This is a genomic window from Pseudoteredinibacter isoporae, assembly GCF_011602085.1.
Lineage (GTDB): Bacteria > Pseudomonadota > Gammaproteobacteria > Pseudomonadales > Cellvibrionaceae > Pseudoteredinibacter > Pseudoteredinibacter isoporae.
Genome location: NZ_JAAONY010000001.1, coordinates 1295993 through 1310254, shown reverse-complemented (window position 1 = coordinate 1310254; position 14262 = coordinate 1295993). Strand labels below are relative to the sequence as shown.

The window sequence follows — 14262 nt, the reverse complement described above, 5'->3', positions numbered from 1 at the left end:
GAGCGCAGCCCCAACCCAATCGGTTAGAAGCCTGCGATTCGTTCAAAAAACCAGAAACTGGCTAAGACACCAACGGCGCAAGCGCTAAAGAATTGCCCTTGCTGGTGTAAGTTGGCCATATCGTTAAACAGTCGCCGCAGCACTGCAAACAGTAATGCCGCTATACAGACAAAGAACAGCTGGCCGAGTTCGACGCCGATATTAAAAAACAAAAGCGCAACTGGCAACTCGGTTTGCGGCAGACCGATATCAGCCAGCACCGCAGCGAAGCCAAAGCCATGCAACAGGCCGAAGCTGCTGGCTACAAATACGGGATGACGCCAGGTCAAGGTATCCCTGCGATTCAGCACCAACTCTCTGGCCAGGAAAATAATGCTCAGCGCAATCACCGCCTCAATGGCCGGTACTGGCAGGCGAATAACTCCCAGCGCAGCAGCGGCCAGAGTGATGGAATGTGCAATGGTAAACCCCGTCACCGTAATCAAAATACGGCGCCAGCCGCCAGCAATAAACACCAGACATGCCAGAAACAGAAGGTGGTCCAACCCGATTAAAATATGCTCGATGCCCAGTATCGTGTAATCTTTGGCGAGCACCCAACGTTCTTCAAGTGCAGGGACCTGCCAGTGGCTTTGCTTTGGCCCGAGACGCGCATTATGAATCTGTCCATTGGCGCGTTGCAGGCGAATCAAGGTAGAAATCGACGGGTTCACCAATGGATAAACAATCGCCAATTCCGCACCTTCGATACCCTGGCTGCAGCTGAACATTCGGCTACTGGCCTGCCCCGGCTGCTGATACTGGCAGAAATCCGGCAACTCGATTTTAGGGCGATTAAACGCCGGCACCGATTCAGGCACACGAGCAAGCAAGCTGAACTCTCCCGCTTTGGTTTCGCGAATATCAATATAGAAAGGGCGGCTCTCATGGGCTTGAAGCAAGGCACTGAAACTCAGCACACAGAACAACAATAGATATTGAATACGCTTGATTTGCCAAGGCATCACTTATTCCCCTTGCAGCATATCAATCAACGTCGCATCACCTTTCGGTGGGTATTTTGAACTCAGCGCTTTTACTGCCGCCTGCTTTTGTTCTTCCTGCTGCTTGCGCAGATAATCCTGCTCAACACGCCCAAGAACCTCTTCAAGCGTTGGTTGGTATGCGGCTTTGCGCTGCTTAACCAGAAGCAGATGTTGACCGTGATCGGAAGCAATGGGGCCTATCCAGGCTTGCCCATCCAACTCACTTTCAGGCCAGTTAAACAAAGTTTCGGCAAAAGGCTCCCCAAAGTGCGCGGCGACATAATCGCGTGTGCGTTCAACATAGTTGCGATGATACAAAAAGCGCTCACCGTAACGACCGGCATCGGAGAATGGCACCGATTTGGTATTCAGTTCCTGTAACACCTTCTCGGCAGCCGCCTGACTGCTGTCCGAAGCGGGCAGAAAGACATGAGTAAAACTGGCGAAGGGTTGTACCTTATAGTCTTCGGCATTGGCATCCATAAACGTTCGCAAATCCTCCGCCTTTGGCTTGGCCGGTTCTGCGCTGGAAGACTGAAGGATGAAATCCATTTTCTGTACCAGACGGCGCTTGATGATGTAATCGTCTTCCATTAAACCCAGACCATCAGCTTCACGAAACAGCAACTCTTCTTCATAGTAATCGCGCAATAACTGTTTACGCTCAAGTTCACTCATCGCATCCCAACGTTTTTTAGCAAGCTCTGGAGAAAAGGCCTTACTGCGATATTGAATAAACGTGAGGAGACTATTTTCATCCACCACGATGGTTTGATCATCCTCTTCGGGATTAATACTGTAATACAGGACAAACAAGCCAAAACCGGCCAATAGAAAATACAACAGCGGTTCTTTGAATAAACGCATAGTCAACAGGTCTTCTTATGAGTTCCGCGAGTGCGATTGCCCTCGCGGATTTATTTGACAATAAATGAGATCAGGGAGTGTACCAAATAGGTGAACTATATGCTCTTTCCTGAATAACGCTGGCGGGACTCGCCGGGTGAGGCTTTGCCATGGCGACGGCATCCATCAAAGTATGTCTGGGTGTTGGAATTTCTAAAACCCGGACATAATAGAATGCTCGTTGCTGCGGTTTAAAATCCGGGTCTTCCCACAGCACAAGAAACTCATCAGCACCGACGTTATTTTGATAGCTGGCCGTGCGGGTATCAACCGTATTGGTGACGGCCGTAGTTTGTCCTTGCGGATCAATTTTACGCTCCGAAGACACCGCCACATTGTAAATTTCTTCCTGTGGTTTTCCATTATCGTCAATGTACCCTTTCACCACCTGCAAGCGGTCCAGCTTTGCGCCTTCCGGATCGCGCACCGCCTGAATCAGCAATGCAGGTGATTTGCCCACAGGGGCAGCACTAAGATCACCACCCATGGGAATGCCTTTGCGATAGCCCAGCGCGGCAATGTCCTTACTTTTGCGATCACGATTTCTAAAATCCCATCCCGCAAAAACGCGCAGAGCAATCCGCGTACCGGTGGTAGCGTAGACTTCCTTGCGTTTAAAAGCCGCAAAAATTTCCTCGCGGGTATTGTCCTTCGCCCAAACCGCTGCAAGCCCGGACGCAGAAAAGTCCCAACCGCTAACGGTCGTCGTATTGGTGCTGCTCACCGGGCGGTCATAACTTTCCGGTTTGCCGTAGATGCTGACCTTCCCGGCAAAATTATGCTCCTCTGCAGCACCCTGCCCAGTGTGCGCATCGCTGGAACCGATCAGTGCAAATTTATAGGGGTTTACTCCCAGAGATTGCTCGAAGCTTAAACCGCGTAACAACGCTGAGCGGATATAGTCTCCGGCATTCACCGGTGCCAGGCCTTCTGCGCTAACACTCAATAAATGTCGATAAGTTTCAAAATCAGCAAACTCATCCGAGGGAGACAAGAGAGGGTGTGTTTCCGAGTCGCCCTTGATTTGTGTCGCTTCAACCACAGGCTCCCAGCGCATGCGACTGCGCGCATAATCTGCCGTCAATGGTCGGCCATCACTGTCGACCACATCGAACATCAAACCGCCACTGATATTGGAATTATGGGGAATGGAAATAAAATCGGTTTGATATTGCTCACTGGTTTTGCCAAGCCATTGCCACAGACCTTCTGGAGTTTCATCATCAAGCGCACTGAAGGGTATAAACTCACTGGCCTGCTTACCGGAAGATGAACTCATCACCACGCGATGCAAATTGCGACCGCCCGGGGTTGAGGTCCACTCCCAGCCAACCAAAGTGGTGAATTTTCCCGGTTGGTAATATTGATCGGCCAGGCTTGTGGTTTCCTGCCAAATAGAACGGCGAATACGGTCACTGTTAAATTCCGGGGTGGCTCGCTTGGCGTTAATATTTCCAAGAAACTCGGCGAATACATCAGCACCGCGACCTTCTTTCACCATTTTGATAAACCGCTGGCCGGTTTTCGTGCCAGCCAATTCCGGATCGCCGCGAAACAAACGATAGGGCACCCCCATCATTTCAGCGTGATCCGCAATCAATAAAAAATCCAGAGGACGATCGATGCGCACCCGAGCGCCCGTTGCTGCATTCACAATCGGCAAACCCTGAGCGTAACGATAAGCCCCATGGGGATCGACGCTGCGATTTCCAAGGAAATAGGCATCGGGAGAAAAGGACGTATGCAAATGCGTGTCTCCCCATAACAACTGCGTACCTTCTTCTGCCGAGCTGTGGGCGCTGAGCCCGTAGGAGCACAGTGCTGTTAGCGTGATAGCCAGACCATGCCGCTTGCCCACTCTGGTGTTTTTTGTCTTCATTATTTTCATTATCACTTATCTCTTAAGGGGTATACCAAACCGGAGAGCTGTACGCTCGCTCTTGAATACTGGCTTTTTCTGAATCGACCTGCTGCCCCAATGCAACCTTGTCGAAGGTGGTGTGGCGCGGCGTAGAGATCTCAAGAACCCGCACGTAATAGACCGCGCGCTGGTCAGAATTGAAATCCGGGTCTTTCCAAAATGCGACCAATTCTTTGGCGCCGACGTCATTGCGGTATGTTGCTTTGTCGATATCCACCGTGGATGCCAGAGCCTCAGGGTTTTCCAATGAACGGCCATCGGATACCGCGATGTTATAAATTTTTTCCTGGGCTTTGCCGTCAGTGTCCAAATAAGACTTCACCATCTGAATGCGATCAAGGTTCGCACTTCGGGGGTCTTTTACGGCACGAACGATAAAGCCTGGGGCTTTTTTCGCTGGGGCCTGGGCGAGATCGCCCCCCATTGGAACCCCTTTTCGCTGACCGATCTCGGCAAACTTTTTGGCTTGTGCATCGCCGGAACGAAAGTTCCAACCCGCAAACAGCTGCAGCTTGATGCGCGGTCCAGTGGTGGCATAAACCTCACGTCGTTGAAAAGCAGCCATAATCGCCTCGCGGGTATTTTCCGGCGCCCATACGGCCGCCAAACCCTGGGCACTCATATCCCAGCCTGAGGCACCTTTTTCACCGACACGCATGGCATTTTTCCCGCTCGGTGTACCGTCCAAAGCCATCTTGCCGTGGAAATTATTTTCCTCCGCTGAGGCCAATCCAGTGTGGGCATCAGTAGAACCAATAACACCAAACTTATAAGGGTTCACTCCCAACTTCTGCTCAAGCTCAAGACCTCGCTGCAAGGCCGATCGCGTATAGGAACCTGCATTGACTGCGGCGATCCTGTCTGCGTCGGGACGCGTATCGATCAAAAAGCGATAGGTTTCATAGTCTGCAAACTCATCGTTCGGCGATAACATCGGATGGGTTTCAGAATCCCCTTTAATCTGGGTCATCTCAACAACCGGCTCAAAACGCATACGCGTGCGAGCATATTCCGCATTCAACGGACGACCATCGGAATCCACATTATTGAACATTTCACCCTTTGAAATATTCGGATTGTGGGGGATGGAAATCATATCAATGGACAAATCCTTTGAGGTTTGCGCCATCCAATCCCAAAGATCTTCTGCCTTCCAGCTTTCCAGGGAACTGTAGGGAATAAATTGTTTAGCTTTGTCCGCACCCGCCGAGGTCAAAACAATACGATGCAAATTCGCACCCTTGTTCATTGCCGACCATTCCCAACCAACCAAGGTGGTAAACTTACCCGGTTCATTGTGACGTTCGGTGGCATCGACAATTTCGCCCCACATGGTTTTGCGTACCTTGTTCGCACTTAGCGCCGCGATGCCTTCTGGACGCTCGCCGCTGTTTGCACCGGCGACCAATTCTGAAAACACATCACGTGCGCGTCCTTCTTTCATCCACCCCATGTATTTTTGCGCGATGGGAATATCTGCCAGCACTTTATCGCCACGCCCAAGACCACGAACCACCCCCATCATTTCAGCATGGTCAGACACCACCAGGAAATCCAATGGTGTTTCAATTTGCACGCGACCGCGATGCATCGGGTGAATCACCGGGTACCCCTTGGCATAGCGATAGGCCGTGTCCGGATCAGCGGTATGGTTTCGGAACAGGTAAGCATCAAAGGAATAGCTGCTGTGCAGATGGGTATCCCCCCAATACAGCTGCTTGTCTTCCGCGACTATGGGCATGGCTGCCCCCAAGCTTATAGCCAGGCATAGCGGGCGTAGCATCACATTCAGTGCCTTACGAGGATCGAGCAGGGTATTTCGGGATACATCAGTCATGGGGGCAGCCCTGTATTATTCTTGTCAAAACAAGAGCTTACTCTCTCGCCCTTCGGAGCACCTGACACATAAGTTGCACCTCACAGAAAGCCGACTTGGCCGCACTGCCACAATTGGCCATTTTTGATCTCAAACTGCCTCTTTCTCGCCCTTTCCCAGCCAGATTACTTCGCTTTAATACTCATCAACGCAGAAAACAACAGCCCAGACAGGAGCGGTTAAGGAGACAAGATGAATACTTCAAACACAGTGAAAAAAATAACGACCGGTATCGCCATCAGCGCAGCCCTGGCCAGCCCAATCAGCCAGGCCGAAGTGGCCACAGAAACCAAGCAGGGCCTTAGCTTTGTCGGCGCCACCCTTGCGGGTGCAGCAGCTGGCGGCCCAGTTGGCATGATGATTGGCGCCATCAGCGGTGCCTTTATCGGTGAAACCATTGAAAAAGCAGATACTGCGGAGGAGACGGCTATGTCACTCAGCCAAGCCCAAGCCGAGCTATATGATTTACGTCAGCAGCTGGCCACCAGCCAAATGCAGATGGAACAGCTTGAACAATTGGCCTGGCACAATCTTGAATTCCAACTGCTGTTCCGTACCGGCTCAGACGAATTGAGCGACAACGGACATCGCCGCTTGGCCAGACTCGCGGAATTCCTGCAGTCCAATCCGCAACTGAGCGTCCGCCTGGATGGCTATGCCGATCCGAGAGGCACCGATGAATACAACAATGTCTTGTCACTGTACCGTGCCAAGAATGTTCGTTTGACGCTGGAACAAATGGGCGTCGACTCTAATCGCATCGAAGCTTTCAGCCATGGCTCGAAGTACGCCCACAGTCAGGACCCGAAACAATACGCCCAGGAACGTCGCGTCAGCATCGAATTATTCAAAGTGGACAACGGTTCTGAAAAAACCGCCAGCCGCTAAGCTGTTGCTTCAACCAAACTCCAGGGACGGAGGTTTTAGTTTTCCTTTGTACTCGCTGTACGCTTTAACCGCGGCCTTTTGGTCGCGGCTTTTTGCTTTGCCCCTCCCCTCGCCGATACTTGCAATGAATCCCACCCTGCTATAGCGTTAATCGGGTATCTTTCGTGGCCGTACATAATTCGCGACAACCCCTAAAGAGGCACAGCCAATGAGCTTGGTGATCGATTTGTTCTTTTCTTTCAGAAGCCCCTATTCTTACCTCGTCACGCCTGCTGCACTTGAAATAAAAACCAACTACGATGTGGATATTCAACTACGTCCGGTGTTACCACTGGCGGTACGCCAGCGGGATTTTTTTGATCCGGATAATTTAAAACGCGGAATTTATATTCTCAAAGACTGGCCCCGTCGTGCAGAGATGATGGGCTTGCCCCATGCCTGGCCCAAGCCCGATCCGATAGTCACGGATCTGGAAACGTTTCAAGCCACTGAAGAACAACCCTATATATATCGCCTGGTGCATTTGGGCGTAGAAGCCAATCGGCGCGGGCGTGGCCTGGAATACGCCGCCGAAGTATCGCGTGTAATTTTTGGCGGTACAGAAAATTGGGACCAGGGGGATCATTTGGCAAAAGCCGCCGAACGAGCCGGGCTCAATTTAGCCAGCATGGATGCCGCCATAGAAGAGAGTCCGCAGAGCTATCAGCAGGAAGTAGAGTTAAACCAAACCAATCTGGAAATCTGCGGGCACTGGGGTGTCCCCACCTTTGGTATCAACGGTGAGCCATTTTTCGGCCATGACCGGATCGACTCAGTATGCTTTGAACTCGACAAACTAGGGTTACGGCGCACCTAGAACACAATCAAGACCCAAGTCTTACGAACACGACAGTAATAATATCGGCCTGTTATACATTTGTGAGGCTTGGCGGGGCAATTGGAACCACACTGTAGCGGTATACATTCATTTCCAAAGACTTAATGGTGTTCACATGAGTCCTTACCGCCTGAACATGGCTTTCAACAGCGCTTTGATTCTTTTGTCTTTTGCACTGATAACGATTGCTCCAAACGCACAAGCCAAAACACTGGAGTCACAAGCCACCAATCCCATGCTGCTCGAACTCTACACCTCCCAAGGTTGCAGCAGCTGTCCGCCCGCCGAACGCTGGTTCACCAAACTAAAACAGTCGCCGGATTTGTGGCGCAAGTTAATTCCCATCAACTTCCATGTGGATTATTGGGATTATCTGGGTTGGGAAGACCCTTTCGCCCAGCGCCAGTTCAGCCATCGTCAACGCATCTATAAACATCTGGGGCACAGCCGAACGGTTGCCACACCAGGGTTTATGACCAATGGCGAACAATGGAATGGCTGGTTCTATCGCCGCCCCATTCCCCAAAGCAACAACAAAGCCATTGGAAAGTTGTCTGCCGATCTCTCCGAACACGATGCCCGAATCGCATTCCAGCCTGAACAACGGGCGGAGAAAAAATCCTATACCGTCAATCTCGCAATCCTGGGCTTTGGCCTTAAGCATAAAATCAAAGCGGGCGAGAATCGCAGAAAGACACTGCAACACGATTTTGTGGTACTGGATTACGCGAAAGCTGAGTTAAATTCAAAAGGCAAAGCCAAACTGGATTTGCCCGATGTGGAAGCCTTTAATGCGAAGGAGCAGGCCATCGTTATTTGGCTGAGCGAAGGACGCGATCCAAGCCCCCTACTGGCCATGGGCGACTGGCTATAACGGCTGATTCCACCGGTGTTTCTACATGACGTAAACGCAAAACATAACGAAGCGGACCACCCGCTTCGATTTGTTCAAAGGGATAGCAACTCACCAACAGCAATTCACCTTCAGCCAACCATAAGCGATCTTTATTAATGTCGTGAATCTCAGCGACTTCTACCTGCCAGGATTGCCATACACCATCACGTTCTTGTAATTCGATGGTGTCACCAGCTTGCAGCCTTGCGAGAAATTGAAAGTGAGTATCGCGATGGGCCGAAATCATTTTCGCCCCGTTTTCAGCTTCTGCCATGCCCGGCGCGAAGGCCAAACTCGAACCTTGGGCACCAAACAACACGAGCATATCAATATCTTCGTCAGCCCAACGCAGGCGAGCCACTGGCCAGCTGTCTGCCCAGGGCCAGGGGCGAACGTCGACCCCACGCTGTAAACTTGCCGTCCAGGCATCTTCCAACAGGTATTGCGCCAGTTGGGCTTTGGAGACCATCCAAAGCCCTTGCAATCCCGGCATGCAAGCAAGCAACAAAAGCAACAGAAATACGTAACGCGAATTCGCTCGCTTTATCAGGCTCTTAAACATTATTGAGCTACCGTCTTAAACAAAACATGTCTTGGCATTCCAAAACGGCAAACCGTATACACCAGTAACAAAACCAGCAGCATCAGCAAAGATTGATACAACTTGAGTTCCCACCCCAACGCCGTTTTCGGGTAAGCCATTGCGGTTTGCTGTCGCACCTCGGGTGCAGCCGGTTTGGCACTGCCCTTGGGCAATTGATTGGCCACGGCAGCGCTGTCAGAAACCGCTGTCATAGGTCGTGAGATTTTTTCTTCCACCGCAATAAAGCTGGTATAAGGCGAGAGTAATTGTTCAGCCAGTGCAATTTTCAACACATCGGCTTTCACAGCTTTCGGATCACGCCCCAGAGTTTTCTCATCTTCCAGTTGGGCAATCTTTTTGCGCCCCCACAAATTGGATAAACCATGGTGCTGACGATCAGCTAATACAGCCAGCGGGATGCTCTGTTGCCATTCCTGTGAAGCCAGCTGCCCTTTGATAACCACATTGCCGTCCATGACCTCGCTGGCGTTTTTCTCTGTCAGTTTGGCTTGCACAAGAACCGCTTCACCCATGTACAAATCCGAAATATTTTCCGGTAAAGCACTTACTTGCAAATGTTCCGGCCACTGAATATGAACATCTCGCAACACCGGCGATGCCAACTGCTTGAACAGATGCCCCATTTCGTCTTCCACTTGATCAAGACGGGAAATATAACGATGACTGCCACGACCAAACTCCGCCGCTTTGCGCATAAAGAATCCATTCGGCGCCGAGCCAATACCCACTGTGAACAGGCGGCTATCACCAAGCAACTTATGGATCTCTCGAAACAGTTCAGTTTCATTCCCCACACTGCCGTCGGTAATAAATACCACTTGTTTTAAAAAGCCTTCAACCGGCCGACCTTGAAGAGCTTCACGCAGAGCCGGCAACATTTCAGTGCCACCACCCGAATGCAATCCCGCAACAAAGTCCAACGCCTGCTGGCGATTAAGCGGATTCATAAACAGTGGATTGCTGGAGAACATGCGGTAATTGGAATTAAATTCGATGATATTAAAACGATTACCATCACCCATTTGTTGTATTGCTGTGCTCAGCGCGGCTTTCGCCTGAACAATCGATTCTCCATCCATGGAACCGGACGTATCGATAATAAAAACAACCTCACGGGGAATGGCCGAAGACAAAGTTTGCGGCGGCAATAGCATCACCATGGCGTAATCGCTTTGCTCTTTGCTCTGGCGGAATAATGCCGCACGCGGCTGTGAAGAAGGGTTGGGTGACCACTGCAAAATAAAATCGCGATCCATCGAAGCAACGCCATTGGCCAAATCAATTTGATGGCGCTTATCCAGTTTACGTACCGACAATTTATGACTCGGGCTCTCGACGTCTGCCAAGGGCAAGCCGGCATCGAGATTAATGTGCAGGCTCATTGGGTTCACAATATCTTCAAAGGCAATCATCGGCGGGCTGATCTCGGCCGCATCAGGCACCTGAGACGTCGCCTGGGCCCAGCCATGATTATCCAGCTGAAGCTCAGTCTGAGCTTTGGGCTGCAACAGAACCTGTCCGGGCATATAACGCGGGGTAAGGGTGGTTGGAATTCGCAAACTGAATTGCAAACCGCCCTGTTGGGGAAGGTCACGCAGATTAACGCTCTGAACCACCGTTAATTCAACTTCGATTTCTTCACCCGGCGCAATATTCGCAACACGCTGGGTAAACAGATTGGCGCGCTGCTGTTCGCTCAATGCCGCTTTTTGGCCACGCTTGCGAGCCAACTGATACTCCTTGCGCGCAGCTTGTTTCTCTTTAATTTTGCCCTTGATCAACCGCTCGCCCACACGCATTTGCATAGCACTGATGGCCGCCTGTTCGTCCAAGGGAAATACATAAACCGCCTCCAACCATTGAGAACCCTGATTTTTAAAACGCTGTTGCAAGGTGATTTCCGCCACCATGCCATTGATTTCAACACTGAAATCACTGGTCATATGCAACGCCGGTGCCCGTCGGCCTGATTGGTCGAGGAAGAATAGCTCCCCCCCTTGTTCATGATGGCGCTTTTGCCACTGATAATCGTCATCCGCCCGCACCGAGTCCGCGAAGGCGAGAAATAGAATCAGCAAAGGCAACATCAGCAAAGCCAGAACATATTTCATCCAGCTTCGGTTCTTTACCGGCTGCTCGAGTAACAAATGTTTTGGAATTCGGCCCTTGCGAAAGCGCTGGCGACATAAATGCGGCGCTGCTGAGAAATCTGATGCCATCATAGTTCTACCCTGTCAGTTGTTTCAGAGTATTAAATCAAGCCGCTGTGGCAGGTAAGTGCCGCAACCATGGCAAGCCAGCGTTGAATTGTGATCAATTGTGGCAGGGATTTATTTTCGCCAGCATAGCGATACACTATGCCCCTCAATCAAGGGAAGGACACAACATGCCAAGGCATATCGTCATTGTTGAAGATGAAGTTGCTATCGCGGCCAACTATCAGGAAGCGCTCCAGCGTCAGGGCTTTCAAGTCAGTCACTATATAGATCGCCCCAGTGCCCTGCAGGCCTTTAACGAAGCCCTGCCCGATCTGGCGATTATTGATGTGGGCCTGGGTGAAGAGATTGAAGGTGGCTTTGATCTTTGCCGACAACTGCGTGCCCAGGCGCCCCAACTGCCCATTATCTTTCTCACCGCTCGCGACAGCGAACTGGATATGATCAGCGGACTGCGCCTGGGCGCCGACGATTATCTCACCAAGGATATCAGCCAGGCTCACATGTTGGCCCGCATTGTGGCTCTGTTCCGCCGTATGGACGCGCTCCAGGAACCGGAGCAGGACGCCGAGGAGAATTGCCTGCAACGGGGGGCGCTGGATATTAACCTCGACCGCATGCACGCCCGCTGGCAGGAACAGTTGCTGGACCTCACTGTTACCGAACTCTGGATTGTGCATGCCCTGGCCAAGCACCCCGGTCATGTGAAAAATCGTCAGCAGTTAATGGATGCCGCCAACGTCGTGCTTGATGACAATACCATCACTTCTCACATCAAGCGTATTCGCAAAAAGTTTCAGCAGATCGATCCCGAGTTCCGTTGCATTGCTACGGCATACGGCATGGGCTACCGCTGGCAGGAAGCCTCTGAATGAAGCTCAGCCGGCAACTGTTATTGCTCAGCCTGCTCACCTTGATGATTCCCTGGGCGGGCTATCAACACTTACAGGAGATGGATCAACTGCTGCGCGATGGACAGAGCCGGGCTCTGCTCGCCCAAGCCAAAGCCGTGGCCACGGCCTTGAGTAATGAAGAAAACCTGTCTGCATGGCCAGCGCAACACCCGACTCAACAACAAACCGGCTTTTTCGCTCCCCTGCAACAGGGGCAGCTGGTTCTCGATGGCTACGATGGTGACTGGCCAGCCTGGCGCAAAGGACTGTTTTATCGTGCGGGAGAACCCGGCTTTCACGCCCGCTGGCGCCTGATGCTGCAGCGTGCCGAGGCCGAAACCTTTGCCAACCGCAAACGCTTGCGCAGCCCCCATGATCGTCTGTTTGCCTTTGTTGAGGTCAATAAAAGCGAGTTGAGTTATTACCACCCCGGTAAAAATGGTCTGGCAAATGGCGACCATTTGCTGCTGCAAAGCGCCTCCCAGCTCTATGCACTCAGCACCAGCTCTCCCGGAAAGATCATCGCACGCTACCGTGCCGATGATCAGCTTCGCATTGAACACCGTATTCAGGGCTGGTGGCGAGAAACCAGCAAAGGTTATCAGGTCGAGTTGCAACTCCCTATGGAGCTGCTGGCCGGGCGCTTCAACTTGACGGTGGTCTCTGACCAGGGCGAGCAACTGGGCCTGTGGGCCAGCGATCAGCAAGCCCCCCGGCTCGTTCATCAACTGGAAAGCCTGGATCAGGCCCTTGATAAGTTCCGGCAAGAAGGGCTGCGCTTAAGCATCAGCGGAACCCAGGGAGAACTCTTGGCCGATCAACAACCGCCCGCCAAAGTCAGCTATCTGGATCTGCCCAATAAACTGCACCCGGTCAAAGCCTGGATCTATCAGCGATTGCTACAGAGCCAGCAGCTTGAAGTTCTGCAGGATTGGCAACGCAACGGCTGGTATTTTGGCGATGAGGCCCGCAATGCCCTGGCTGGACGAGCCGACAGCCGTTGGTATCAGGGTGAAGGTCAGCTCAAGGTACGCGCCAGCGCACCCATTCAAGGACCTGATGGCGCCGTTCTGGGTACAGTGATTGCTGAGCAGAGCAACGATACCCAGGCCAGCCTGATGAATTCTGCACTACTGAATCTATTGCTCTATTCCAGCCTGGGCAGCTTCCTGCTGGGCGCAGCCCTGTTAGCCTACGCCAGTTGGCTGGGTTGGCGAATCACCAAACTCAGTCAAGCCGCAGAGCAGGCATTGGACGAATATGGCCGCCCCAAACCCGAGCAACACCTGCTGCCGGCCAGTGATGCCAAAGACGAACTCGGTGATCTCAGCCGACATCACCACACCCTGCTGCGCCGCCTGCGCGCCTACAGCGATTATCTTGGGAGCCTGTCGAGCAAGCTGTCCCATGAGCTTCGCACCCCTCTGGCCGTTGTAAAAACCTCCCTGGACAACCTCCAGCAATGTGAACTCAACGAAGAGCAGAACAGCTATAACAGTCGCGCCCTGCAGGGCAGCGAACGCCTCTCGGCCATTCTCAATGCCATGGGCGCCGCCAGCCAGGTCGAAGCGGCCATTCAAAGTGCTGAAAAAGAAGCTTTTCGCCTGGATCAGTTACTCGGGGACTTGGCCATGGCCTACCGCGATACATTTGCCAATCGCTGTCAGGTTGAGCTGGAATTGGATGATCAGGCCGAAATCCATTACTGGGGTGCTCCGGAACTACTGGCCCAGGCATTGGACAAACTGATTGAAAATGCAGTGGACTTTTGTCCCCAGGGTGGCCGTATCACCCTGTCATTGACCGACAGCCCTGCCGCCTATCGTCTGGAGGTCGAAAATGACGGCCCTCTCTTGCCAGACCTGCTCAGTGAGCAATTATTTGATTCCCTAGTCTCAGTGCGTGAAAAGACCGACAGTGAGCGCCCTCATTTGGGCCTTGGGCTGCGTATCGTGCAGCTGATCGTCGAATTCCATCAGGCCAAGGTACACGCCAAAAACCGTGCGGATTTAGGGGGTGTACGCTTCACTATCATGCTGCCCAAGGGGCTGAATCGAGGTATCCCAGGAAGCGCTGGAGAGGTTTTGCCCTGAGAATGCCCCAAAGCCGCAAAATCGCCCATTAGATACCCCAAAAGGCCTTGACTTAGGGATCGAAAACG

Annotated in this window: 11 protein-coding genes; 5 read left to right on the top strand and 6 right to left on the bottom strand. The window is 52.1% G+C overall.

The window, feature by feature from the left end; genetic code table 11:
* Positions 1 to 23: 23 nt before the first annotated feature.
* The 4 genes from G8768_RS05720 to G8768_RS05705 all read right to left on the bottom strand — a co-directional run bounded on the left by G8768_RS05720 (position 24) and on the right by G8768_RS05705 (position 5689).
* Positions 24 to 1004, bottom strand: coding sequence for a HupE/UreJ family protein (locus tag G8768_RS05720; protein ID WP_166850050.1), 981 nt, complete (start codon positions 1002 to 1004; stop codon positions 24 to 26).
* Positions 1005 to 1007: 3 nt separating this feature from the next.
* Positions 1008 to 1892: a peptidylprolyl isomerase gene (locus G8768_RS05715; RefSeq protein ID WP_166850052.1), complete on the bottom strand. Its 885-nt coding sequence runs from the start codon at positions 1890 to 1892 to the stop codon at positions 1008 to 1010.
* A gap of 70 nt (positions 1893 to 1962) precedes the next feature.
* Entirely contained in the window at positions 1963 to 3819 is a 1857-nt protein-coding gene (locus G8768_RS05710) for a DUF3604 domain-containing protein (RefSeq protein WP_243749362.1), read from the bottom strand.
* Between the two features lie 13 nt (positions 3820 to 3832).
* Positions 3833 to 5689: a DUF3604 domain-containing protein gene (locus G8768_RS05705; protein WP_243749361.1), complete on the bottom strand. Its 1857-nt coding sequence runs from the start codon at positions 5687 to 5689 to the stop codon at positions 3833 to 3835.
* Between the two features lie 231 nt (positions 5690 to 5920).
* Between G8768_RS05705 and G8768_RS05700 the strand changes: the two genes are divergently transcribed.
* The 3 genes from G8768_RS05700 to G8768_RS05690 all read left to right on the top strand — a co-directional run bounded on the left by G8768_RS05700 (position 5921) and on the right by G8768_RS05690 (position 8367).
* Positions 5921 to 6616, top strand: coding sequence for an OmpA family protein (locus G8768_RS05700; RefSeq protein ID WP_166850054.1), 696 nt, complete (start codon positions 5921 to 5923; stop codon positions 6614 to 6616).
* Positions 6617 to 6824: 208 nt separating this feature from the next.
* Complete coding sequence (locus G8768_RS05695; RefSeq protein WP_166850057.1) at positions 6825 to 7472, top strand: 2-hydroxychromene-2-carboxylate isomerase; 648 nt, start codon at positions 6825 to 6827, stop codon at positions 7470 to 7472.
* 136 nt (positions 7473 to 7608) lie between these two features.
* On the top strand, positions 7609 to 8367 hold the full coding sequence (locus tag G8768_RS05690; protein WP_166850059.1) for a DUF1223 domain-containing protein: 759 nt from the start codon (positions 7609 to 7611) through the stop codon (positions 8365 to 8367).
* On the opposite strand, the gene G8768_RS05685 is transcribed toward G8768_RS05690, so the two are convergent.
* Together G8768_RS05685 and G8768_RS05680 are read right to left on the bottom strand one after the other, a co-directional pair.
* The gene (locus tag G8768_RS05685; RefSeq protein WP_166853364.1) at positions 8306 to 8881 is read right to left on the bottom strand and encodes a class GN sortase; all 576 of its coding nucleotides are present in this window, start codon (positions 8879 to 8881) and stop codon (positions 8306 to 8308) included. The two genes, G8768_RS05690 and G8768_RS05685, sit on opposite strands and share 62 nt — an antisense overlap.
* A 68-nt stretch (positions 8882 to 8949) precedes the next feature.
* Positions 8950 to 11214, bottom strand: a complete 2265-nt coding sequence (locus G8768_RS05680) for a marine proteobacterial sortase target protein (protein WP_166850061.1) — start codon at positions 11212 to 11214, stop codon at positions 8950 to 8952.
* 164 nt (positions 11215 to 11378) lie between these two features.
* Between G8768_RS05680 and pdsR the strand changes: the two genes are divergently transcribed.
* Both pdsR and G8768_RS05670 read left to right on the top strand, forming a co-directional pair.
* Positions 11379 to 12083: a proteobacterial dedicated sortase system response regulator gene (gene pdsR, locus G8768_RS05675; protein ID WP_166850063.1), complete on the top strand. Its 705-nt coding sequence runs from the start codon at positions 11379 to 11381 to the stop codon at positions 12081 to 12083.
* Positions 12080 to 14194: an ATP-binding protein gene (locus G8768_RS05670; protein WP_166850065.1), complete on the top strand. Its 2115-nt coding sequence runs from the start codon at positions 12080 to 12082 to the stop codon at positions 14192 to 14194. Before pdsR ends, G8768_RS05670 begins: the two co-directional genes overlap by 4 nt.
* Positions 14195 to 14262: the final 68 nt, after the last annotated feature.